We start from the raw sequence: 21,596 nt of genomic DNA, 5'->3' as shown, positions 1-21,596 counted from the left end.
TAGGCCAAGCCGCACCCTCGTGAGCCCCAAGGGTTACGTTAGGGGGCGATGGCGGCGAGAGATTGGCGACAAGCGCCGTTAACCAAAAAATGCTGTCGGTATTAGTGGGATCCGGTTTTTTCTACGGCATCGGGTCGCGGCGGCAGCGTCTTCAAGAAGGCGGCGATGGCCGAACGATCGTCACCGGAAAGCTTCGCCATGTTCTCCTGTACCGGCACCATGGTCTCGCCGATCACATCGAAATCCGGTGTCGATCCGGTCTCCAAAAGATAGACAATGTCTTCTTCGGTCCAATCGCCGATCCCGTCCTTGCTCGGGGTGATGTTAGGCGTGGTCCCATCCCCTTCGGGGCTCTTGGCGCCGGCGAAGGCGTGGCTCTGGATGATGCCGCCGAGCGCGTTGCGCGGGGAATGGCACTCACCACAATGAGCGGGTCCGAGCACGAGATAGGCGCCGCGGTTCACCGCGTCGCTTGCCTCCGGATCGGGTGCAAACTTCTCGCCGTCGACATAGAGACGTTGGAACAGTCCGAGCCCGCGGCGAATGCTGTAGGGGAAGTGCAGTGCGTGCGCGGGGACTGTGTTGCGCACGGCGGGCAACGTATCGAGATAGGCCTTGAGGTCTATCAGGTCCGTGAACGTCATGCGCTGATAGGATGTATAGGGAAAGGCCGGATAGAGATGAACGCCGCCCGGTGCCACACCGCGCTTCATGGCGTTGACGAAATCGAGCATCGTCCAATCGCCGATGCCGGTCTCCGTGTCCGGTGAGATATTTGGCACATGGAACGTGCCGACATCCGTCTTAAGACAACGCCCGCCCGCGAGCACCGTTTCGTCCTCCGATATCGAGATCGTCGCACGCGCCCACCGGCGCGGCGTGACACTCCGCGCATCCGCCGGCGATGAACATGATCTTCCGTTGGCAATGTCCGGAGCATGGTCCGGCAACGCCGAGGCGGGCAGGGTCACCGGCATAGTGAGAAGATAGAAAGCGAGCGAGCCCGCGACGATCAGAGCAAGCAGGATGAAGAAGGCTTTGCGCAGAGTCTTTCTCCTCTTCGATGCGTGCGCATGCGCGTCATCCTGCCATGGGCGAAACCGGCCATCCAGCCGGCCTCACGGCATCGGCATGACGCATCCCTCTTCGAGCACGTCCCAGCCGCGCTGAACGGCGGGGCGTTCGGCGATCGCCACGTACCAGCGTTTGATGTTGGGGTGCTCGTTAAAGTTCACGGTCTGCCACTCGAACCGGGAAATCCACGGCCAAACAGCGATGTCGGCGATGGAGTAGTCGCCCGCGACGTACTCCACGTCGCTTAAGCGCGTGTCCAGCACACGCCACAGACGCCGTGCCTCTTTGGAATAGCGCTCTTCGGCGTAGGAGCTTTTGCCCGGATTGAACTTCACGAAGTGATGCACTTGTCCGAGGAACGGCCCCGCACCGCCCATCTGCCACATGAGCCATTCGGCCACACGCCACTTGGTGGGAAAGTCCTGCGGCCAGAACTTACCTGTCTTCTCCGCGAGGTACATCAGGATCGCGCCCGACTCCATCAAGTGCAGACCGTTATCCGTATCGACGATGGCCGGGATCTTGTTGTTAGGCGAGATCTTGAGGAACGCGGGATCGAACTGGTGGTCCTTGGTGATGTCGATGGGGTGGACACGGTAGGGAAGCCCCACCTCCTCCAACATGATCGAGACCTTCCGTCCGTTCGGCGTCATCCAGGTATAGAGTTCGATCATGCACGCCTCGTTCCGGTCTTGCTGCGACATTCGCTGTTGCGACGCACACATTGTCCTTCGCAGTTGCAGTAAATTTGATTCACCAAGTCTTCATCGCACCGCCCCCCTATCGCCCGAAACCGGACGCGCCGCGCCACAGCCGTTCGTTAGTCATGAGGCATGAGCGAAGCCAAGGGTGCATGCGCTCAACGGGAGGAATAGATGCTCAACTGTGCCCAAGTCGACACCCAACCGCAAAATGGGCTCGCATCGAGCGCTTCCAATTTTGCCCGCTACGCCATCTACTACACACCACAACCCGGCTCCCCACTCGCGGCATTCGGGCGTTCCTGGTTCGGCCGCGCCAATGACGGGGCTACCTTGCAGGCTTTTTCAACGGCAGGCTTTACCGACTCCGGCGTCGCCAAGGTCTCGGCCCTTCCGGGCCGCTATACCGGTTTGCATGCACTTTTTCTTGCGCCCTTCGCCTTGCGCGAGGATGCCGCGCTGGACGATGTACGCACGCGGCTCATCAACTTCGCCGCACACCGCAAAGCCGTGGAAACCGGACCTTTGACGCTCGCACGAGCCGGCCGCTATCTCGTCCTGCGCCCCGTCGACCCCAAGCCCGCGCTCGACTGGCTGGCCGCCCAATGCGTCAACGCCTTCGAGACATTCGCGGCGGAGCCCGACGAGATCGGCGAAGAGCACCGCCATCTCAGCCCCTATCAGCGGCTCCTCCTGCGAAGCTTCGGCCATCCCCAGGTGATGAGCGAGTATCGCTTCTCGATCGCCCTCACCGGCCCTCTCGACACGGCGCACCTGGAGCGCGTGTCCCAGGCGCTGTGGCCCGTGCTCGAGGATATCTGCGCAGAGGGCGTTGCCGTGGACGGTCTCTCCTTGTTCGCAGACACGAGCGGACGCACCCCCATGCGCCTCATCGGACGCTACAAGCTCGCCGGCTAACCCCCCCGTCAGCGCGCAGCTTAGAGCGGGCCTAAGTTTTGACACACGGCTCCGCCACCTTCGCATCGCTGGGGAAACACGGGGGTTCCGATGCCCGATTACGGGGAAATCCTGGCGTTCCTCGCCGCCAATCCGCCACAAGCTGAGGCAGAGCGCGAGCTTCATGCTTCGCTGCTGGAGCTCCTGGCCAAGTGCCTGCGCGCCGAGCAACTGGTTACGGACGGCGACGACATGCTCGATCCTGGGGAGATTCGCTGGGTCAGCGTCAACTGACCGCCCGTGGGATTTGACCCGCATCAAGGGCGCGAGGACCAAACCGATCTAGTCCAAGAGCTTAAGCCGATCCGTCGCCGCCTTGGCATTTGCGCCCAAGGGCGCCGGGGTGCTATTTGAGCGGTTGGATGGGTCTGCCTGGGCGCTGGATCAGCCAGCATATTTTGCATCCATTCTAAGGAGTAGACCTACACCATGAGGGAAAGCGTGGCGGTAAAGCACTCAGACGCTGAAGCAGCGAAGAGTACTGCGGACGATGTCGTCCAGGCGTTTTCGCAAAGCGTCGCGGCCGGCGAGCGTTCCGATCAGCCCTACCCGCACTGGGTCTTGAGGGCCTGTCTTCCGGCCGACACTATCGAGGATATTCTTGCCCTTCCCTTTCCCGCGCCGTCGCTCGAAGGCGTGTCGGGAAAGCGGGAGCTGCACAACAAGACGCGCAAGTATTTCGATGCCGAGAACCGGGCGGCTATCCAGTCTGCGAGGCCGTAGCCGAAGCGTTCCAGGACAAGCGTGTCACCGGCCTGATCGAGAAGACGTTCGGCACCAATCTGGACGGCACCTATCTGCGCATCGAGTTCGCGCAGGACACTGACGGCTTCTGGCTCGAGCCCCATAGCGATCTCGGCGTGAAGTCCTTCACCATGCTGCTCTATCTGTCGACGGATCCGAGCCATAGCGACCTCGGCACCGACATCTACGACGCCGACAAGAACCATGTCGGCCGGTCGCCCTTCGAGTCCAACGCGGCGATGATTTTCGTCCCCGCGGACAACACGTTTCACGGCTTCGAGAAGCGGCCGATCAAGGGTGTGCGCGTGTCGCTGATCATCAATTACGTGACCGACGAGTGGCGCGCTCGCGAGCAGCTCGCCTTCCCGGAAGCGCCGATCGGCTAACCGCATCATTGCTGGACACTGGAACTGAAATGGCCGGGCTCGTCCCGGCCATTTTGTTATTGTCACCGGTGAACGAAATGCTGGGACAAGGACGGAGCACCGCCGATGAGTAAAGTCGCTTGGATCGGGCTCGGCGTCATGGGCTATCCCCTCGCCGGCCATCTCAGGCCCGCGGCCATTTCGACGTCACCGTGTTCAACCGCACGCGCAAGAAGGCCGACCGATGGGTCGCCGATCACGGCGGCATGCTGGCGCATACGCCGGCCCAGGCCGCCGATGGTGCCGACTTCGTGTTCGCCTGTGTGGGCAACGATCACGATCTTCGCGAGGTGACGCTCGGGCCCGAAGGCATCCTCGAGACGCTCAAGCCCGGCGCCGTATTCGTCGACCACACCACCGCCTCGGCCACTATCGCCCGGGAGCTGCATGACGCCGCCAAGGCGCGCGGCGCGGGCGTCTCGCGCACGCTCTCAGGCGGTCAGGCAGGGGCCGAAGGCGGCACGCTCACCGTCATGGCCGGCGGCGAGGAGGCGGACTTCGCCAAGGCAAAGCCCGTGATCGAAACCTACGCCCGCGCGGTCAATCTCATCGGGCCGCCGGGCTCCGGCCAGCTCACCAAGATGGTCAATCAGATTTGCATCGCAGGCCTGATCCAGGGGCTCGCCGAAGCGCTGCATTTCGGCATGCGCGCCGGGCTCGATATCGACAAGGTGATCGCCACCATCTCGAAAGGCGCCGCCCAATCCTGGCAGATGGATCATCGCTGGCAGACCATGATCGAGGGCAAGTTCGACTTCGGCTTCGCCGTGGATTGGGTGCGCAAGGATTTCGGCATTTGCTTGGACGAGGCGCGTCGCAACGGAGCCAGCCTGCCGGTGACCGCCCTGGTCGATCAGTTCTACGCGGACATTCAAGAAATGGGCGGCGGCCGTTGGGACACGTCGAGCCTGATCGCGCGGCTCGAGCACAAAAAACCGGACGTCTAGGGGCGTCGCTCTTCGGCGGCGTAGTCGAGCGGCAGCGCCGTGGTGAACTTGATCTGCTCCATGGCGAAAGCAGAGCTCACGTCATAGAGCTCGATCTTGGAGATCAGGCGCTTGTAGAAGGTGTCATAGCGTTCGATATCCGGCACCACAACACGCAGCAGATAATCGATCTGCCCGCTCATGCGGTAGAACTCCACCACTTCCGGAAAGTCTTCGAGAGCCGCGTGGAACCGCTCGAGCCATTCCTTGGTGTGGTTGCTCGTGGTGATGGAGACGAACACCGTCACCCCCACATTGACCTTCTTGGGATCCAGGAGGGCGACGCGCCGCTCGATCACACCTTGCTCCTCGAGCTTCTGAATGCGCCGCCAGCACGGCGTGGTGGAAAGCCCGATCTGCTTGCCGATCTCGGCGACCGGCAGCGTGCAGTCCTTCTGCAAGATGTCCAGGATCTTGCGGTCCATGCGGTCAAGCATCTGAATGACCTGACAAAACTATTGAGAAAAACGCCTTATACCGAGAACATCGTTCCACTATTCTCGGCCAATTCCAGAATAGGTAGATTATTTTTCCATATTCCGCAAGGCGGCTCAGAGCACCCGGCGAACCTCCCGCCGCAGCACCGGCAGCAGTTCGGCATCGAACCAAGGGTTTCTCTTCAGCCACGCATTGTTGCGCCAGGACGGATGCGGGAGCGGAAGGATACGCGGACGCCGCTTTGCTTTGAGATGCTCGCGCCAGCGGAGCATCGTCTCTTGCAGGGTCGTGCCGCGCGCGCCGCCAAGATGAAAGGCATGCGCATAAGCGCCGACGGCGAGGACGAGCTCGATCCGAGGCAGAGCGGCGAAGAGCTCACGATGCCATAGTGCGGCGCATTCGCGCCTCGGCGGGAGATCGCCCCCTTTGGCGTCTTGGCCCGGAAAGCAGAAACCCATCGGCACAATGGCCACGCGGCCCTCGTCGTAAAACTCCTCCGGCTTCATATCGAGCCAAGCGCGCAAGCGCTCGCCGGACGGGTCGGTGAACGGTTTGCCGGAAGCATGGACGCGCGTGCCCGGCGCCTGACCACAAATCGCCAGCCGCGCCGTAGCGCTCGCCCGCACAACGGGACGCGGCGTGTGAGGCAGCGGCCTCCCGCGCGGCGTCTCCACGCAAACGCGGCAGGAGCGGATCGAAGCGAGAATGTCAGTGAGCTCAGCCATGCCAGCGACCAAGGACGACGGCAGTCATATCTCGATGGTCATGCCGTCTTCGGCAATCATATAGCGTTCGCGATCGACCTTCACGCTCTCGGCGAGCATCTCTTGCCCCATATGGGTGAGCAGCACACGGTCTGCGCCGAGCCTCTCGTAATTGGCGTCGATCGTCTTGTAGTCGAGATGGATGGGAAGCGTCACATCGTACTGAAAGCATTCGCTGATGAAGAGATCGGCGTCGCGCGCCACCTCGCTCAGCACATCGACCCAGCCCGTGTCGCCCGTGAAGGACAGGACCTTGCCGTCCACGGCGAACCTGAGCGCGTAAGGCGGTGCACCGGAAGGGTGATGCACCTCGAACGGAGTTACCGTGACGCCGGCTACCTCGATCGGCTTCCGCTCCTCGTACTCCACGAAGATGAGCTCGAAGCCGCGCTCGGCGCGCGTCGAATTGGGATAGAGCGCTTCCGCCAACGTTGAGAAGCGATCCTCGATGCCCTTGGGACCCGTAACCACCAAAGGCCGCGACCGGTTGCTGACATACTTGGCGTCGATTAAGAGCCACGGCAGACCGCCGAAATGGTCCCCATGCAGATGCGTGACGAACACCGTATCGATATCGTTCGGGTTGATGCCCAGCCGGCGCATGCCGATCAGCGACGTCGCCCCACAGTCGATGAGGAACGTGGAGGGGCCCGAGCGGACGCAAAAAGATGTCTGGAGGCGGCTGCCGGCGCCGAAGGCGTCGCCGCAGCCGATCACGGTGAGCTGCATGGAGGTCCCATCCTACCGACCCGGCTCCCCCTTCGCGAGCCTGTATGAGCATGTGGCGCCCGCCGATTCCGGCTTCAAGGGCCGTGCCAGGCCGGGTCGAGAGTAAACGACCCGTTAGGATTTTCGGCTGATAGTTCTTGTTAAGCCTAAGTCGGGGGTCTGGGCGCGGCCGCGCGTGCGCGCTATGCCATTGATCCTTCTCCGGTTTTTGTTGATGGTAAAGTCGCGGGTCTAAGAAGTGATGTCAGGAGGCGCGTCAGCCGAGGCCTCGCGGGTCCATTCGGGCTCGGCGAACGATCAAAAACGCCGCGCCTATCGCAGCGTCCAGGAAGCCCGCGAAAAGCTCACCTACAAATCAGGCCGCAAGCCGGAGTTCGAATACGAGCTCCTGATGATGTTCGTGAAGAACGAGCTGTCGGCCGCCGTCACCACGCCGCTGCTCGCGCTCGTCGTCGCCATGGGCGCCATGTTCTGGGCGCCCCCGCGCGAGTTGCTCCTGTGGCTTGGCGCCGTCTTCGTGGCCAAGGGCATTCTCATCGCGATTTGCCGGCAGTTCGCCAAGACGCCGCGCGAAGAGGCCGATACGCCGGCCTGGCGCGCTAAAATCGCAGCCGCGGAGTTTCTCTACGGGGTGACGTGGGCAACCGTAGCCTTCATCAGTCCGGAAACCCAGGGCGAGGCCGCGCACACCTTCATCTTCGCCTCGCTTATCGTCGTGATCTCGATGCGCATGCTGTTCGCATCTACGGTCATGCCCATCGTCTATGCCGGCACGCTGCCGATGACGATCGCCATCGTGTTGCGCTTCGCGCTGCTCGACAACCCCTTCTTCTGGGCGATGGCGGCCATGGCCGTCGGCGTGCACATCTACTTCATCTGGCTGATGACCGGATTTAATACGACGGTCATGGCCATGCTCGAGTACCGCGCCGAGAAGGACGCGCTGATCGGTGAGCTTGAGCAGTCGAAATCGATTTCGGACGAGGCGCGCCTGCGCGCAGAGGAAGCGAACCTCGCTAAGTCGCGGTTCCTCGCCACCATGAGCCACGAGTTGCGCACGCCGCTGAACGCCATCCTCGGCTTCTCCGAGATCATGCGCGGCGAGATCCTGGGTCCGCATTCCAACCCGACCTACAAGGAATATGCCAACGACATTCACGAGAGCGGGCAGCACCTGCTGACACTGATCAACGAGGTCCTCGATATCAGCCGCATCGAGGCGGGACGCTATGAGCTGAACGAAGCGCCCGTGGCGCTGGCCGATATTGTCGAGGATTGCCACCGGCTGATGCGCGTCCGCGCCGAGAACAAAGGACTGAAGATCGTCGAAACCTTCGAAGAGAACCTGACCCAGGTCTGGGCCGACGAGCGAGCCCTCCGGCAGATCTGTCTCAACCTCCTGTCCAATGCCATCAAGTTCACGCCCACGGGCGGAACCGTCACCCTCAAGATCGGGCGCACCCCCCTTAGCGGCCAGTTCCTGAGCGTCAAGGATACGGGGCCCGGCATCCCCGAGGCTGAGATCCCCCGCGTGCTGCGGAGCTTCGGCCAGGGCTCGCTCGCCCACCAAACCGCCGAAGGCGGGACGGGGCTCGGCCTTCCCATCACCAAAGGCCTGATCGAGTTGCACGACGGCAGTTTCGAACTGAAGAGCAAGCTGCGCTACGGCACGGAGGTCATCGTTACCCTCCCCCGCATGCGCATCATGGAGGCGCTGCCACGGCTTGCCGAGCCCGGCGAGGAGCGGCCGGAAGCCCCACAAACGCCCTGGCGCGCCGAGCGGAACAAGCGGGCCAGCTAGCCGCTTGAACCGCGCGACAGGCGGCCCGATTGCCCTGCCCCGCCACACCCCCTACATAGGTTGTTTGGGCATCCCGACCGGTAGGGGACTTCTTGGAAACGCCTTGCGTCAACATTTGTCTGCTCGACGACAGGTCGGGGCTTTGCGTGGGTTGCGGCCGCAGCGGCACTGAAATCGCCCGTTGGGTCGACATGACGCCGGAGCAGCGGCGCACCATCATGAAGGCCCTGCCGGAACGGCTGGAGCGCATGGAAGCCATGGCCGAGGCGGAAGGGTCGGGCCCATGACCACCTGGGTCGCCCTGTTCATTCTCGCGCTTGGCGCCATGATGCTGGTGAGCAACGAGTCGGGCATGATCGCCGGCCTCGACACTGCGACCTTTGCCTATGCGGCCTTCTTCATGGCCCTGCTCGTGTACATCGCCGGCGGGCTCGTGACCCGCTACGGCGGTGGTGCGGGCGCCATGGCTCGCGATGCGGTGACCTGGCTCGCGCTCGGGCTCGGCCTGGTCACTCTGTATGCCTACAAAGACGAGATCACCCCCATCGCCGCGCGCGTCGTCGGCGAGCTGCTCCCCGGCACGGCCATGACCGTGGAGACCAGCGCCGGCGGTCTGACCGAGGTCAAGATCAGGCGGCGGCTCGACGGTCATTTCACCGCCAAGGTGGACGTGAACGGCAAAGAAGTTTCCATGATCGTGGACACCGGGGCCTCGTCCATCGTTTTGACGCCGGAAGACGCGAAGAAAGCCGGTATAGACCCCGAAAAACTCACCTATCGGGTCCCCGTCCTGACCGCCAACGGACGCACCGTGGCGGCCCGCGTGCGCATAGACGAGGTCTCCATCGGGCCCCTCGACCGCACCAAGGTCGAGGCCCTGGTGGCACGCCCGGGCGCACTCACTCAGAGCCTGCTCGGTATGAGTTTTTTAAGCCGCCTCCGCTCCTATGAGTTTTCGGGCGATTTCCTGACCCTTCGCGGCTGAAGGCCCGAGAACGCCGGTCTTGGAGTGAGGCGCACCCTTTGCGTTCGACCACCAAACATCTGCTGCTGGAAGCCATGCAGTGGGGCGCACTTGCGCTCGGCGTCGCGGCCTTCGTTTATTTCTTCCACGATCTTCGTGCGCTTGTCCGGCCCGACAACGCGCTTCCAACGCTGGCCGAGAGCATGCGGGATCGGCCCGCCGAGACCGAAGAGGAAAGGTCCGGCTTCGACCGCACGGTGAAGCTACGCTCCGACGCGAACGGTCACTTCGTCTTCAAGGCCGCCGTCAACGAGCGCCTGGCAAGCTTCATGGCCGACACGGGCGCGACCTACGTCGTGCTCACCTATGAGGATGCCCAGCGCCTCGGGCTGTCGCCGCAAAGTCTCGACTTCTCCGTACCGGTCCAGACCGCCAACGGCGTCACCCGCGTCGCGCCCGTAACATTGGATCGCGTGCGGGTGGAGGACATCACGGTCCGTGCGTCCCGGCCGCGGTTGCCGGAAAAGGCGTCTTGGCCACCAATCTTCTCGGCATGAGCTTCCTGGGCCGCCTCAAGAGCTTCCAAATCCAAGGTGGCGAGCTCGTTCTCGTTCAATAGCCTCAAGTCCCTCCATTGATCTCAAAAGGTGGTGGGCTTAGAGGAAACTCTGCTATGGCCCAGGGGTTATCCCTGAAGGCCCCCGCGACCGCCAGCTTCCCGCTAGGAGTGAGAATGTTTCCGAAGCCGCGCCAAGATCTCGTCCCCAACACCGCCGAATTCGAACGGCTGCCCCTCGTCAAGGTGACCGGCTTCCGCGAATACGACGCGCGCTGGCTCTATCCCCAAGAGGTCAACCTGCTCGGCATGGAAGCGGTCGGGCTCGGACTGACCACGCTGATGCGCGAGCGCGGCGTACCCGTTCGCATCGTGGTCGGACATGACTTCCGCTCCTATTCCGCGGCGATCAAGGCGGCGCTGGTCACGGGCCTTCTGGCCGGCGGCGCGAGGTGCCACGATATCGGCTTGGCGCTGTCTCCCATGGCCTATTTTGCTCAGTTCGATCTCGATGTCGAAGGCGTGGCCATGGTCACGGCAAGTCACAACGACAACGGTTGGACCGGAATCAAGATGGGCATCGACCGGCCTTTGACCTTCTCGCCCGAAGACATGACGGCATTGAAGGAGATCGTGATGAACGCAAAGTTCGCGCCCTATCACGAGGGCGCGCGTTACATCTACGTGCCGGACATGCCGGAGCGCTATATGGCCGACCTGCTCAAGCATCCGAAGCTGACCCGGCGCTTGAAGGTGGTGGTCTCTTGCGGCAACGGCACGGCGGGCGCCTTCGCGCCGCACGTACTCTCGGCGCTCGGCTGCGAGGTCATCCCGCTCAATTGCGAGCTCGATCATAGCTTTCCAGCCCACAATCCAAATCCCGAGGATCTGGCCATGCTCAATGCCACGCGCGATGCGGTCATGGAGCACAAAGCCGACCTCGCGCTTGTGTTTGACGGCGACGGCGACCGTTGCGGCGTGGTCGACAATACTGGCGAGGCAATTTACGCCGACAAGGTCGGGGTCATGCTGGCGCGCGATATCTCAGCCCTGAACAAGAACGCCCATTTCGTCGTGGACGTGAAGTCCACCGGCCTGTTCAAGACCGATCCCGTGCTGCAGGCGAACGGCGCCAAGACGGACTATTGGAAAACCGGCCACTCCTACATCAAACGCTACAGCCACGAGACCGGCGCGCTCGTGGGCTTCGAGAAATCTGGCCATTTCTTCTTCAACCCGCCCATCGGCCGGGGCTATGATGATGGTCTTGTTGCCGCAACCGCGGTGCTCGACATGCTCGACCGCAACCCGGACAAGACCCTCGCCGAACTGAAGGACGCCCTGCCGCGCACGTGGCAGTCGCCGACCATGTCGCCCCATTGCGCCGACGAAGCGAAGTACGGCGTGGTCGACCGTGTGGTGAAGCATTTCGAGGATGTCGCCGCGAACGGCGGCAAGCTTGCCGGACAAAACATCCGCGAGCTGATCACCGTAAACGGCATTCGCATCGTTCTCGATGACGGCACGTGGGGATTGGTGCGCGCCTCGTCCAACAAGCCCGAACTCGTGGTCGTGGTGGAGAGCCCCACGTCCGAAGAGAACATGCGCGCGATCTTCGCCGAGATCGACAAGGAACTCTCCAAGCAACCCGAGGTCGGGGAGTACAATCAGAAGATCTAGGCACGTTTTGATGCGATGAGCGCAATAGAACCGTCAGATCTCTGTCGCAAATTTGCAATCCGAATCTGCTTCCTTGCACGCCTGTCATGATCGTATTCGATTACACAAGCGTCGTCTTTGCAGCAGGCCTCATCGTTGGCCTCACCCTCGATTCTCTGCTGCTGCGGACCCTCCTCGCACCGCCCTTCCGCATTTGGCCAACGCCTGCGCCCGGCAGCTGGCAGAGCCTCACTTTCTGGGGACTGTTTCGCGGCGGCATGGTGCTGACTTTCGTTGTCGCCGTTCTCGACTGGAATGCCACCCCGCTGCTCGATTGGACCCGCTTCATTGTCGGCGTGCCACTGGGCCTCGGCGGGTTGTTCATCACCGTGTGCGGCTATTTCAATCTCGGCCTCGGCAACACCTATTGCGGCTCGGACGGCCTCGTCAGTCATGGCCTCTACCGCTTTAGCCGCAATCCGCAATACACCGCCTCGATCGTCGGCCTGATCGGCCTGTCTATCGGCGCCAACTCGATCCTCACTATCGTGCTCTCCTGCGTAATGATCGGTGCCTATGTGTTGATGTCGCTGGTCGAGGAGGATTGGTTGAAGCAGCACTACGGCACGAGCTACCGCGAATATTGCGAGCGCACGGCTCGCTTTCTAGATGTTCAGGGTCTCATCCTGGCAATTGTCGATCGGAAGAAACCGTCCCGCCAAGCGGGCTGAACCGGCGGCTCACACGGAGCGTCGGTCAAACGGAATTCGTCATGACCGGGCACAAGCTCGGATCAAACCAAGGTCCGGGGTGCCCGGCATGAGAGATTGGATAAGGCCATAGAGCGCCGGCGCTACTCGGCCGCCACGGCGCGGTAGCTCTCACCCAGGACAATATCCCGCGCCCGCTCCAGCACTTCGATGCCAGCGCCATCAAGATGAGCATTCTCGGCGATGTGGCGGCGGAACGCCCGTGCCCGAGGCTGACCATGGAACAGGCCGAGGATGTGGCGCGTCATGGCATTCAGCCGCACGCCGCGGGCAAGCTCTCGCTCGACGTAGGACATGAACCGGTCGAGCACGTCCGCACGCGACGGCGGAAGGCCCTCTGCGCCGTAGAGCCTCCGATCCACCTCGGCCAGGAGATAGGGATCCGCATAGGCGGCGCGGCCCAGCATCACACCGTCGAGATGGGCAAGGTGCGGCTCGGCCTCGGCCAGCGCGGCGATACCGCCATTGATAAGGATGGTGAGGTCGCGCCGCCGCGCCTTCAAGCGATGCACGCGGTCGTGGTCGAGCGGTGGCACGTCGCGATTCTCTTTCGGGCTCAAGCCATCGAGCCAGGCCTTGCGCGCATGGACGATAAAGCTCGAACAGCCCGCGTCCGCCACCGTGTCGATGAATCGATCGAGACTCTCCTCGGCATCTTGGTCGTCGATGCCGATGCGGCATTTGACGGTCACCGGCACAGAGACGGCATCGGCCATCGCCTTCACGCAGTCCGCCACCAAGGCCGGCTCGGCCATGAGGCAGGCCCCGAAGCGCCCCGACTGCACCCGGTCCGAGGGGCAGCCGATATTGAGGTTGATCTCGTCGTAGCCGAAGCCCTCGCCCATCCGCGCCGCCTCGGCAAGCTTCGCCGGATCGCTGCCGCCGAGCTGAAGTCCGACCGGATGCTCGGCCGCATCGAACCCGAGCACGCGCTCTCGGTCGCCGTAGAGCACGGCCTCCGCCGTCACCATCTCGGTGTAGAGGAACGCGCGCGACGAAAGCAGCCGCAAGAAATAGCGGCAGTGGCGGTCGGTCCACTCCATCATCGGCGCGACGCAAAAGCGGTGGGAATCTGGTTTCAACGGCCTAGGCTCTCAACGGAACTCTCTCTATGAACATGGCGTCAAGGATCAGGCGAGACAAGCCGGCTCAACCGTGGGTCTCGCCCCACGCATGCAGCGCCTTCAGCACCGGGCCAAGTGCCTTTCCCTTGGGAGTCAGGAGATACTCGTAGCGTGGTGGATGGCTCTCATAGAGCCGCGTGGCGATCACACCTTGAGCCTCGAGTGACTTCAGCCGCGCCGACAGCGTATTCGGCGCGATGCCCGGCAGCCCCTCTTCAAATGACTGAAAGCGCAAGGGTCCCTTGCGAAACAGGTCGCGCAGAATGAGCAGCGACCATTTCTCGCCGATGACATCCAGCGCCCGCGCCACCGGACAATCCTCGATTCCATAACCGTGCGCCATACCAACCACTTAGGTATGTTACTTCTAAACGTCAAGTCACTACTTATTGACAAGTCACTTGCCAATACATAGTTACTGGACACAAGTCGCCCGTATGAAGGAGCCAAGCAATGTCCAAGACCGATCCCCACACCTACACACGGCGCTGGAGCCCCGAAGGCGACATAGCCTTGTTCACCCGCCCTGACGGCAGTCGTCTCCGCTATCTCAAGATCGGCACGGGGCCGGCCCTCGTGCTCCTTCACACTCTCAGAACGCAGCTCGACTACTTCCATCGCTTGATCCCGCTGCTCGCAGACCGGTTCACCGTCTACGTGCCGGACTACCCAGCTCTTGGCTGGTCCGATATCCGGCCTGGCGCGAACTACAACGAGCCTGACTTGCGCAAGGCTGTCGTCGAGTTCGTCGAAGGACTCGATCTCAAGGACGTAACGCTTGTTGGCGAGTCGATGGGCGCCACGCTGTCGCTCACGGCCTCGACAGAGCTGGGCGATCGCCTTCGCCAAATCGTCGCCCTCAACAGCTACGACTATCCGCAAGGTGTGGAGCGCGCCAACCTGCTCGCCGCGATCGTCGTGAAGGCGTTAAAAGCTCCCGGCATCGGCCTCGTCTTTCCAAGATGTCGAACTCGATGATTCTCGGTGGCATCATGCGCGGCGGTTTCTACGATGGACGCAAGCTCCCCAAGGATTTCGTCCTAGAGTTGCTGCGTAGTGCCAAGCGCACGGGCTATGCCACGGCAGAGACCAAATATTTCCGAGCGCTGCCAAGCTTCATCGCGGCGCGGGGCCTTTATCCGCGCGTCAAGACGCCCGTCACGCTCGTGTATGGCGACCACGACTGGTCAAAGCCCAAAGAGCGCGCAGAGGTCGCGGCTCTTGTCCCGGGCAGCCTACTGATCACACTTCCGAGGACCGGTCACTTCTCGGCGCTCGAGCGGCCCGAGTCGATCGCCAACATCATCATCGATGCGACAGCGCGCAGAACCGGCGACATAGTCGAACCTCGCCGCAAACGCGTTGGAGGCACGCTATGACAATTCCAACCTTTCTTCCCTACTACGTCCTCCTTGGTACGGCCGGCATCATCACCGCCGTCCTGATCGGACTGAATCGGGCGTTGGAACAGGCGCATTGGCCGGTCAAGCGACGCAAAAGCACAGTTGGCATTGCGGCGGCCGTTCTCGCACTTTGGCTTGCCGCCGCTGCAGCCCTTGCGGCGTTGGGCACGTTCCAGGCCGGCGCCGACACAATGCCGACAATTCAGTACGCCATCGCCCTGCCGATCCTCATCGGCGGCCTTTTGATCTGGCGATCGGAGACGGTGAAGCACCTCATCGAAGCCGTGCCGCAATCTTGGCTGGTCGGCCTTCAGCTCTATCGCGCACTCGGCGTGATTTTCTTGATCCTCTACGCCACGGGTCGGTTGCCAGGTCTCTTCGCCTGGCCGGCGGGCGTCGGAGACATTCTCGTCGGCGTTCTTGCCCCGGTCGTGGCGATTGCCTACGCGCGGGCTCCGCGCCTGAACGGCGACCTCGTCGCCGCTTGGAACTGGTTCGGCATCGGCGATCTCGTGATAGCCGTCGCAACCGGCTTCATTACCGCTCCATCACTGTTGCAGCCATTCATGGTCGAGCCGGCAAATCACCTCGTGACGCTGTTCCCACTCGCCTTGATACCGACCTTCCTCGTGCCGCTATCGATCCTGCTGCACATCGCCTCGCTCACCAAGCTTCGGCGAACAGTACCGAACAGGCAGGTGACGAGCGCCCAACCCGCTTAAGGTGTGTCGCATTCATGTCAGGAAGTCTGTGCCGACCGGGTCCCGCTGAACGGCACCACATCCTTGGTCGCCGATATTGCGACAAATTCATCTATTAACTTGTACACTTTGCATTCTGAACATTGATTACTCCTACCTATGATCCGCCCCTCATCGGGGGGTGTTATCATGTTGGTTGTAAATTCTGCTGCTATCTATCTGAGACTACGTACACTTTTGGTTGCAGGAACACTCGCTTTGGTTGCCGTCGATAGTGCCACGGCTCAAGAAGCGCAGCCTCCTGAGGAGGCGCCGCAAACCGGCGCATCCGGTGCCGAGCCGGTGACGGGGACGCAAGATGCCTCCGCGGAAGACGCCGCAGCGACCTCTGAGGATAATCCGGACAAGCTGCCGCCCATCGAAGTCACGCAGCCGGCGGTGAAAGAGCCAGCTCAGGGCGAAACCGCCGAGGAAAGCGCGCCGCAAGTCGCGGCCGTCCGGCCTGCCCCCTCGCGTTCGAGATCCTACACGGGCACCGGCGGCACCGAAGGCCTTGCCGGTCTGGGCGAGAGTGACGGGCAAGATACCGGAGACGGCACCGGCGAGTCCGCTTGGGGGCCGGTCGACGGCTTCGTCGCCACGCGAACCGCCTCGGGCATGAAGACGGATACGCCGATCATCGAAGTTCCTCAGTCCGTCTCGGTGATTACCGCGGACCGCATCGAGCAGCTCGGCGCCAACACGCTGCCGGAAGCCTTGGGCTATACGGCCGGCGTCCGGCCCAGCACCTACGGCAGCGACTCACGCTACGACTGGCTCAGTATCCGCGGCTTCGACGCCTACTATCCGGGCATCTATTTCGACGGCCTGTTCGCGCGCAACAACAACACCTGGGCGGCCTGGAAGGTGGAGCCCTATGGCGCGGAGCGCATCGAAGTGCTCAAGGGGCCGTCGTCGGTTCTCTATGGCCAGATGAATCCTGGCGGCACGGTCAACGTCATCACCAAGCGGCCGACCGAAGAGACCTTCTACGAAGCAGGCGTGCAGATCGGAAATTTCGGCCGCGTGCAGCCCTTCTTCGACTTCGGCGGCCCGGCGACGGAAAGCAACAAAGTTCTTTATCGCGTCACCGGGCTGGGCCTGAAGACCGATACCCAGGTCGAGAACGTCTCCGTGGACACGCTTTACTTCGCGCCCGCCCTCACCCTAAAGCCCACCACCGATACGACGCTTACCATCCTGGCGCATTATCTGGAGCGGGAGACGGGCGTGATGTCGAACTTCCTGCCGCCCGAGGGAATGATCCTGCCAAACAAAAATGGAAGGATCTCGCCCAGCTTTCATTCCGGCGATCCCAACTTCGACAGTTTCGAGCCGACACAGAAGGCCGTCAGCTACTTCCTCGAGCATCAGGTCAACGAGACCTGGCAACTCCGCCAGAACGCCCGCTACGGCATGATCGATCTCGAATACGATAGCCTCTATGGCACCGGCCTCGATCCGTTCGATCCTACGCAGAGGCTGATGGGCCGCCGTGCCTTCTTCTCCGACGAAAATGTCGATCAGTTCGTCATCGACAACCAGGCCGAGGCCAACTTCTTCACGGGCCCGATTGAACACACGATGCTGTTCGGCGTCGACTATCAGTGGAACCACTTCGATCAGACGTCAGGCGACGGTCTTTCGACGCCTATCGACATGTTCTCGCCGAGCTATGGGGGCCTGTTCCGTCGCCCGCCTTTGTTCAACGACTCGGACACGGACCTCACGCAGACGGGCCTCTACGCGCAGGAGCAGGCAAAACTTTGGGATCGCTTGGTGCTCGTCGCCGGCGGCCGCTACGATTGGGCCGAGGTCAAGATCGACGATCACCTGTTCGGCACCAACTCGGAGCAAAAAGACGAGGCCTTCTCGTGGCGGACCGGCGCCGTCTACGTCACGCCGAGCGGCTTTGCGCCCTATGTCAGCTACTCGACGTCGTTCCTCCCCGTCTCCGGCTTCGATCCGTTCACCGGCAATCCGTTCGATCCGGAGACCGGCCAGCAATACGAGGCGGCATCAAGTTTCAGCCCCCCGGCCGCGAGAGCTTGATCACGGTTTCCGCGTTCGACATCCGCAAGCAGAACTATCTGACCTACGACAACCTCTTCAATCCACGTCAGACAGGCGAGGTTCTGTCACGCGGCATCGAGTTCGAGACGGTGGCGCAGCTGACGGACGGCCTCGATCTCATCGCCGCCTATACCTGGCTGCCTGAGTTCACCATTACGGAGAGCGCCAACCTGACCGAACTCGGCAAGCGCGAGCCCGCCGTGGCGGAGCATTGGGGCTCGCTCTGGGCGCACTATACCGTCCAGCGAGGTCGCTTCGAGGGCTTCGGCTTCGGCGGCGGCGTCCGCTATATCGGCGAGACCTTCGGCGACAGCATCAACAGCGCGCGCATGGTCGTGCCCTCGATCACCCTGTTCGACGCGGCGATCGACTATGAGTCCGACCACTGGCGGTTCGCACTCAACGTCCACAACATAGCCGACAAGACCTATGTCGCCTCCTGTTGGGACACCTGCTACTTCGGCGAGCCGCGCACGGTCATCGGCACGATCACGCGCCGCTGGTAAAGGCTACAAGCGCTCAGACATCGGTGGAGGTGTTCGAACCACTCCCACCGATGCTCAGAGCCCTCCGAATACATGAATGTCATGCACATTCCTTTTTCGGCCATTTTCATTCCGTAGCGCGAGAGACCGACGCTATAAGCCGAACGATGCGGCGGGGACCGCGTTTCCGAACGAGGATAAGGTGGGCGAATGACCAACAAGGCACTGCGGCAATGGTCTTGGGTGCACAAATGGACGAGCCTCGTCTGCACCCTTTTCCTGTTGCTGCTCTGCGTGACGGGTCTGCCGCTCGTGTTCTACCACGAGATCGAGCACGTCCTCGGGAACGAGGTCGAAGCACCGGAGATCGAAAACCCGGGCGTCAACGCGTCCCTCGACACGATCGTCACCAACAGCAAAGCTCATTTCCCGGGCAAGCAGCTTCAATATCTGAGCTGGGACGAGGAGGAGCCGGCGCTCGTCTATGCCGGCCTTGGCGACGAGCTCGACTCGGAGGACGGCAACCGCTATCTCGCGCTTGACGCGCGCACAGGCGAGGCCTTGGGCGAGATCCCGTTCCAGGGCACGGTCATGTTCTACGTCTACCGGCTGCATGTGGACATTTTCGCAGGCCTCGCCGGCAAGCTCTTCCTGGGCTTCATGGGGCTGTTGTTCGTGGCCTCGATCGTCTCGGGCATCGTCGTTTACAGCCCCTCGATGCGGAAGCTCGACTTCGGCAGCGTGCGTCACCATCGCCCGCGGGCCGTGCGCTGGCTCGACCTGCACAACCTGCTTGGTATCGTGCTTGCCGCCTGGATGATCGTGGTCGGTGGCACCGGCGCATCAATACGTGGGCGGATCTGGTTTTCAGTATGGCGCAACGACCAGCTCACCGAGATGCTCGGCGCACACAAGGACAACCCGCGCCCCGAGACGCCCGCTTCTCTGGAAACCGCGATCCAAACCGCGCGCGACAAAGTGCCGGGCATGATCCCGAGCTTTGTCGCCTTTCCGGGGACGCTCTACTCGAGCACCGGCCACTACACGGTCTTCATGCACGGCGATACGCCGCTGACCTCGAAGCTTCTTCAGCCGGTCGTGATCGATGCCGCCACCGGCGACTTCACCGACACGCGCGAGATGCCGTGGTACGTCACCACGCTGCTCATCTCGCAGCCGCTTCATTTTGGCGATTACGGCGGGATGCCGCTCAAGATTCTGTGGGCCATCCTCGACGTGATCACCATCGTCGTGCTGGTGACGGGGCTTTATCTCTGGTTCCGGCGCCGCCGCCCGAACGCCGCCAATCGCTTCGCCGACGATGCCGAGATCGCCCCGCGCTACGCCGGAGCACCGGCGGAATAGATGGCTGCCAGCCCGCTTCGACGCGGTCTTCTCGGCCGCACCTATCTCATGCCGCTCATCATCGCCGTGATCAGCAGCGCGGGTCTGCTGTTCGCGCTGATCGGCGACGGCCTGTGGGACTATCTGTCCTGGCTCGCGCTCGGTTTTCCGGTCGCCATCGGGCTCTGGTTTTCGAACCGCCGCTCTCGGGACCAGAGACGCAGCACACGCGGAGCCGTCTAAGGCGCCGCCGGCGCTTCTTCCTCGCCCGCGCCTTCCTCCGCCGCTGGCTCAGGTTCCGGCTCCGGCGGGGCGATCGGATGCGGATTGGAAATCATGTAGGCCGCGACGTCCCAGGCCTCCTGAACCGTGAGCGTGGGCGTCCGGTAGTCGACGCCGGTCGGCATGTTGGCGCGGATAAAGGACGCCGCATAAAAGAGCTGCCCCATGCCCGCGCCGCCATTGAAGCTGCCTTCGCCCCAGAGCGGCGGCACGTAATAGCCGACGTTCGGCGGCTGCTTCCGCTCGCCCTGCCCGTTCTGCCCGTGGCAGCTCGCGCAGTGCTGAGCGTAGACCGCGAGGCCCCGCCTGGAATCCGGCAAGGCCTCCGGCAGGCAATCGGCATCAATCCCATGCCTGGGAGGCGGATGCCTCCGGCGTCCCCTTGCCGACGAATTCGATATAAGCGATCAGTGCCGCCATCTCCTGGCTGTCTTCCGGCAGCGGCCGGCCGTTCAATCCGAGCGCCATGCAGGAATTGATGCGGTCGGGCAGCGTGACCACCTTGTTGTTGACCATCATGGGAAAGGTCGCGGCGGTGGAGACGAACGGCGCGGCGAAGGGCTGGAGCCCGGCCTTCAGATGGCAGCTCTGGCAGGCGAGATCGTTGCCGCCATAGGCCATGGCGGGATTTTCCGCGCTACGGCCGACATAGCGCGGCGTGTCCACAATAAGCGCATGGCCGTAGCGGATAAGGTCGTTCTCCGGTCCCGGCCCAAGCACCGCCAAATCGACCGCGTAGTAGGCGTCCGTCCGGTCCCACAGCAGATAGCCGACACCGAAGCCTGCAAGCGCCGCCAACGCGATGCAGATCTCGAAAACAACCGTTCGCAACAGAATGGTCCCCCGAACAAGCTTGCACTTTACCTTATGCTAGGCACCCGTGTGCAAGGCAGCGTGAATCGCCATATGAACCTAGAGTCCCCATGGCCTTGAAAGCATGACAGAAGCCGCACCCGACCAGACCCAGCTCGCCACCGACCCCGTCTGTGGCATGAAGGTCGATCCCAATGTGGGCAAACCCAGCCGCGACTACCAGGGTCACACCTATCATTTCTGCTCGGACGGATGTCAGGCGAAATTTGCCGCAGACCCTGAGCGCTATCTGACCGAGCAGGACGAACCGAAGCCCGCGCCTCCCGGTACGCTCTACACCTGCCCCATGCATCCGGAGATCGTGCAGGAGGGCCCCGGCCCCTGCCCCATCTGCGGCATGGCGCTCGAGCCCATGGGCGCGCTGGCGCCGGAAGCCCCGAACGAAGAGTTGATCGATTTCACCCGGCGCCTTTGGGTCGCCGTGCCGCTATCGCTCCTCATCGTCGCGCTCGACATGGGCGCCCATGTCTTCGGCATCGATCTCCTGCCCTTCCTCTCACCCCACGCCAAGCAATGGCTGTTGCTGGCGCTCGCCACGCCCGCCGTTCTGTGGTGCGGCTGGCCGTTCTTCGTGCGGGGCTTCGAGTCCCTGCGCTCCGGCTGGCTCAACATGTTCACGCTGATCGGGCTCGGCACTGGCGCCGCCTATCTCTATAGCCTCGTCGCCACCATCGCCCCGGGCCTGTTTCCGGCTTCCATGCGGG

25 protein-coding genes and 2 pseudogenes are annotated in these 21,596 nt (G+C 62.6%); 18 read left to right on the top strand and 9 right to left on the bottom strand.

The features are described 5' to 3' along the window. Positions 1–101: 101 nt before the first annotated feature. Positions 102–977, bottom strand: coding sequence for a c-type cytochrome (locus tag AUC71_RS16675; RefSeq protein ID WP_425283408.1), 876 nt, complete (start codon positions 975–977; stop codon positions 102–104). A 141-nt stretch (positions 978–1,118) separates the two neighbouring features. After that, complete coding sequence (locus tag AUC71_RS16670) at positions 1,119–1,748, bottom strand: glutathione S-transferase family protein (protein WP_069625174.1); 630 nt, start codon at positions 1,746–1,748, stop codon at positions 1,119–1,121. A gap of 201 nt (positions 1,749–1,949) precedes the next feature. On the opposite strand from AUC71_RS16670, the gene AUC71_RS16665 reads away from it, so the two are divergent. The 5 genes and pseudogenes from AUC71_RS16665 (at position 1,950) to AUC71_RS16650 (ending at position 4,848) form a co-directional block, all read left to right on the top strand. Continuing rightward, positions 1,950–2,693, top strand: a complete 744-nt coding sequence (locus tag AUC71_RS16665) for a DUF1045 domain-containing protein (protein ID WP_069625163.1) — start codon at positions 1,950–1,952, stop codon at positions 2,691–2,693. A 90-nt stretch (positions 2,694–2,783) separates the two neighbouring features. Beyond that, complete coding sequence (locus tag AUC71_RS16660; protein WP_069625162.1) at positions 2,784–2,966, top strand: hypothetical protein; 183 nt, start codon at positions 2,784–2,786, stop codon at positions 2,964–2,966. A 195-nt stretch (positions 2,967–3,161) separates the two neighbouring features. Beyond that, on the top strand, positions 3,162–3,455 hold the full coding sequence (locus tag AUC71_RS20500; RefSeq protein ID WP_204376774.1) for a hypothetical protein: 294 nt from the start codon (positions 3,162–3,164) through the stop codon (positions 3,453–3,455). 137 nt (positions 3,456–3,592) lie between these two features. After that, the gene (locus AUC71_RS20495; protein WP_204376773.1) at positions 3,593–3,862 is read left to right on the top strand and encodes a hypothetical protein; all 270 of its coding nucleotides are present in this window, start codon (positions 3,593–3,595) and stop codon (positions 3,860–3,862) included. Between the two features lie 105 nt (positions 3,863–3,967). Next, positions 3,968–4,848: pseudogene (locus AUC71_RS16650) on the top strand (NAD(P)-dependent oxidoreductase). On the opposite strand, the gene AUC71_RS16645 reads toward AUC71_RS16650, so the two are convergent. From AUC71_RS16645 to AUC71_RS16635, 3 genes are all read right to left on the bottom strand, one after another. Then, the gene (locus tag AUC71_RS16645) at positions 4,845–5,324 is read right to left on the bottom strand and encodes an Lrp/AsnC family transcriptional regulator (RefSeq protein ID WP_069625161.1); all 480 of its coding nucleotides are present in this window, start codon (positions 5,322–5,324) and stop codon (positions 4,845–4,847) included. The pseudogene AUC71_RS16650 and the gene AUC71_RS16645 overlap by 4 nt on opposite strands. A 114-nt stretch (positions 5,325–5,438) precedes the next feature. Next, positions 5,439–6,050: a uracil-DNA glycosylase family protein gene (locus AUC71_RS16640; RefSeq protein WP_069625160.1), complete on the bottom strand. Its 612-nt coding sequence runs from the start codon at positions 6,048–6,050 to the stop codon at positions 5,439–5,441. A gap of 24 nt (positions 6,051–6,074) precedes the next feature. Beyond that, on the bottom strand, positions 6,075–6,818 hold the full coding sequence (locus AUC71_RS16635; protein ID WP_069625159.1) for an MBL fold metallo-hydrolase: 744 nt from the start codon (positions 6,816–6,818) through the stop codon (positions 6,075–6,077). A gap of 241 nt (positions 6,819–7,059) precedes the next feature. Here AUC71_RS16635 and AUC71_RS16630 point away from each other — a divergent pair, with 241 nt between their 5' ends. The 6 genes from AUC71_RS16630 (at position 7,060) to AUC71_RS16605 (ending at position 12,529) form a co-directional block, all read left to right on the top strand. After that, positions 7,060–8,619 carry a sensor histidine kinase gene (locus tag AUC71_RS16630; protein WP_069625158.1) on the top strand — a complete coding sequence of 520 codons (1,560 nt, stop codon included), beginning with the start codon at positions 7,060–7,062 and terminating at the stop codon, positions 8,617–8,619. Between the two features lie 92 nt (positions 8,620–8,711). Next, positions 8,712–8,906: a DUF1289 domain-containing protein gene (locus tag AUC71_RS16625; RefSeq protein ID WP_069625157.1), complete on the top strand. Its 195-nt coding sequence runs from the start codon at positions 8,712–8,714 to the stop codon at positions 8,904–8,906. Then, the gene (locus tag AUC71_RS16620) at positions 8,903–9,604 is read left to right on the top strand and encodes a retropepsin-like aspartic protease family protein (protein WP_069625156.1); all 702 of its coding nucleotides are present in this window, start codon (positions 8,903–8,905) and stop codon (positions 9,602–9,604) included. Before AUC71_RS16625 ends, AUC71_RS16620 begins: the two co-directional genes overlap by 4 nt. Before the next feature lie 38 nt (positions 9,605–9,642). After that, a complete protein-coding gene (locus tag AUC71_RS16615; protein WP_069625155.1) occupies positions 9,643–10,140 on the top strand; it encodes a retropepsin-like aspartic protease family protein in 498 nt (165 codons plus the stop codon). A gap of 176 nt (positions 10,141–10,316) precedes the next feature. Then, a complete protein-coding gene (locus AUC71_RS16610; protein WP_069625154.1) occupies positions 10,317–11,819 on the top strand; it encodes a phosphomannomutase/phosphoglucomutase in 1,503 nt (500 codons plus the stop codon). A gap of 86 nt (positions 11,820–11,905) precedes the next feature. Next, entirely contained in the window at positions 11,906–12,529 is a 624-nt protein-coding gene (locus tag AUC71_RS16605) for a methyltransferase family protein (RefSeq protein WP_069625153.1), read from the top strand. A 122-nt stretch (positions 12,530–12,651) separates the two neighbouring features. Here the strand turns inward: AUC71_RS16605 and dusA are convergent, their stop codons facing one another. Together dusA and AUC71_RS16595 are read right to left on the bottom strand one after the other, a co-directional pair. Continuing rightward, entirely contained in the window at positions 12,652–13,650 is a 999-nt protein-coding gene (dusA, locus tag AUC71_RS16600) for a tRNA dihydrouridine(20/20a) synthase DusA (RefSeq protein WP_083238561.1), read from the bottom strand. A gap of 67 nt (positions 13,651–13,717) precedes the next feature. Next, a complete protein-coding gene (locus tag AUC71_RS16595) occupies positions 13,718–14,035 on the bottom strand; it encodes a winged helix-turn-helix transcriptional regulator (protein ID WP_069625151.1) in 318 nt (105 codons plus the stop codon). A gap of 110 nt (positions 14,036–14,145) precedes the next feature. Between AUC71_RS16595 and AUC71_RS20490 the strand changes: the two genes are divergently transcribed. From AUC71_RS20490 to AUC71_RS16560, 6 genes and pseudogenes are all read left to right on the top strand, one after another. Next, positions 14,146–14,670: an alpha/beta fold hydrolase gene (locus AUC71_RS20490; RefSeq protein ID WP_069625150.1), complete on the top strand. Its 525-nt coding sequence runs from the start codon at positions 14,146–14,148 to the stop codon at positions 14,668–14,670. After that, on the top strand, positions 14,655–15,071 hold the full coding sequence (locus tag AUC71_RS20485) for an alpha/beta fold hydrolase (RefSeq protein ID WP_204376772.1): 417 nt from the start codon (positions 14,655–14,657) through the stop codon (positions 15,069–15,071). The genes AUC71_RS20490 and AUC71_RS20485 overlap by 16 nt, the downstream gene beginning before the upstream one ends. Next, positions 15,068–15,817: a hypothetical protein gene (locus AUC71_RS16580; protein WP_069625148.1), complete on the top strand. Its 750-nt coding sequence runs from the start codon at positions 15,068–15,070 to the stop codon at positions 15,815–15,817. Before AUC71_RS20485 ends, AUC71_RS16580 begins: the two co-directional genes overlap by 4 nt. Before the next feature lie 138 nt (positions 15,818–15,955). Beyond that, positions 15,956–18,414: pseudogene (locus AUC71_RS16575) on the top strand (TonB-dependent siderophore receptor). A gap of 189 nt (positions 18,415–18,603) precedes the next feature. Continuing rightward, positions 18,604–19,758, top strand: a complete 1,155-nt coding sequence (locus AUC71_RS16565) for a PepSY-associated TM helix domain-containing protein (protein ID WP_083238557.1) — start codon at positions 18,604–18,606, stop codon at positions 19,756–19,758. Beyond that, on the top strand, positions 19,759–19,980 hold the full coding sequence (locus AUC71_RS16560) for a hypothetical protein (protein WP_069625145.1): 222 nt from the start codon (positions 19,759–19,761) through the stop codon (positions 19,978–19,980). It abuts the gene before it with no gap. Here AUC71_RS16560 and AUC71_RS16555 read toward each other — a convergent pair. Together AUC71_RS16555 and AUC71_RS16550 are read right to left on the bottom strand one after the other, a co-directional pair. After that, positions 19,977–20,339, bottom strand: a complete 363-nt coding sequence (locus AUC71_RS16555; protein ID WP_069625144.1) for a c-type cytochrome — start codon at positions 20,337–20,339, stop codon at positions 19,977–19,979. The genes AUC71_RS16560 and AUC71_RS16555 overlap by 4 nt on opposite strands. Before the next feature lie 22 nt (positions 20,340–20,361). Next, positions 20,362–20,850: a c-type cytochrome gene (locus AUC71_RS16550; RefSeq protein WP_069625143.1), complete on the bottom strand. Its 489-nt coding sequence runs from the start codon at positions 20,848–20,850 to the stop codon at positions 20,362–20,364. 106 nt (positions 20,851–20,956) lie between these two features. Between AUC71_RS16550 and AUC71_RS16545 the strand changes: the two genes are divergently transcribed. Continuing rightward, a partial coding sequence (locus AUC71_RS16545; protein ID WP_141701790.1) for a YHS domain-containing protein occupies positions 20,957–21,596 on the top strand: 640 nt, incomplete at its 3' end.

Source organism: Methyloceanibacter marginalis (assembly GCF_001723295.1).
Taxonomy (GTDB): Bacteria; Pseudomonadota; Alphaproteobacteria; order Rhizobiales; family Methyloligellaceae; genus Methyloceanibacter; species Methyloceanibacter marginalis.
Note: the sequence above shows the minus strand (reverse complement) of the source record. Positions and strands in the feature narration are given on the sequence as shown.

Coding starts and splice junctions, on each gene's coding strand:
- AUC71_RS16580 (WP_069625148.1), top strand. CDS start 15,068: ATGACAATTCCAACCTTTCTTCCCTACTACGTCCTCCTTGGTACGGCC.
- AUC71_RS16560 (WP_069625145.1), top strand. CDS start 19,759: ATGGCTGCCAGCCCGCTTCGACGCGGTCTTCTCGGCCGCACCTATCTC.
- AUC71_RS16620 (WP_069625156.1), top strand. CDS start 8,903: ATGACCACCTGGGTCGCCCTGTTCATTCTCGCGCTTGGCGCCATGATG.
- AUC71_RS16610 (WP_069625154.1), top strand. CDS start 10,317: ATGTTTCCGAAGCCGCGCCAAGATCTCGTCCCCAACACCGCCGAATTC.
- AUC71_RS16665 (WP_069625163.1), top strand. CDS start 1,950: ATGCTCAACTGTGCCCAAGTCGACACCCAACCGCAAAATGGGCTCGCA.
- AUC71_RS16640 (WP_069625160.1), bottom strand. CDS start 6,050: ATGGCTGAGCTCACTGACATTCTCGCTTCGATCCGCTCCTGCCGCGTT.
- AUC71_RS20500 (WP_204376774.1), top strand. CDS start 3,162: ATGAGGGAAAGCGTGGCGGTAAAGCACTCAGACGCTGAAGCAGCGAAG.
- AUC71_RS16645 (WP_069625161.1), bottom strand. CDS start 5,324: ATGCTTGACCGCATGGACCGCAAGATCCTGGACATCTTGCAGAAGGAC.
- AUC71_RS16660 (WP_069625162.1), top strand. CDS start 2,784: ATGCCCGATTACGGGGAAATCCTGGCGTTCCTCGCCGCCAATCCGCCA.
- AUC71_RS16670 (WP_069625174.1), bottom strand. CDS start 1,748: ATGATCGAACTCTATACCTGGATGACGCCGAACGGACGGAAGGTCTCG.
- AUC71_RS16675 (WP_425283408.1), bottom strand. CDS start 977: ATGCCGGTGACCCTGCCCGCCTCGGCGTTGCCGGACCATGCTCCGGAC.
- AUC71_RS16595 (WP_069625151.1), bottom strand. CDS start 14,035: ATGGCGCACGGTTATGGAATCGAGGATTGTCCGGTGGCGCGGGCGCTG.
- AUC71_RS20485 (WP_204376772.1), top strand. CDS start 14,655: ATGTCGAACTCGATGATTCTCGGTGGCATCATGCGCGGCGGTTTCTAC.
- AUC71_RS16565 (WP_083238557.1), top strand. CDS start 18,604: ATGACCAACAAGGCACTGCGGCAATGGTCTTGGGTGCACAAATGGACG.
- AUC71_RS20490 (WP_069625150.1), top strand. CDS start 14,146: ATGTCCAAGACCGATCCCCACACCTACACACGGCGCTGGAGCCCCGAA.
- AUC71_RS16635 (WP_069625159.1), bottom strand. CDS start 6,818: ATGCAGCTCACCGTGATCGGCTGCGGCGACGCCTTCGGCGCCGGCAGC.
- AUC71_RS16630 (WP_069625158.1), top strand. CDS start 7,060: ATGTCAGGAGGCGCGTCAGCCGAGGCCTCGCGGGTCCATTCGGGCTCG.
- AUC71_RS16605 (WP_069625153.1), top strand. CDS start 11,906: ATGATCGTATTCGATTACACAAGCGTCGTCTTTGCAGCAGGCCTCATC.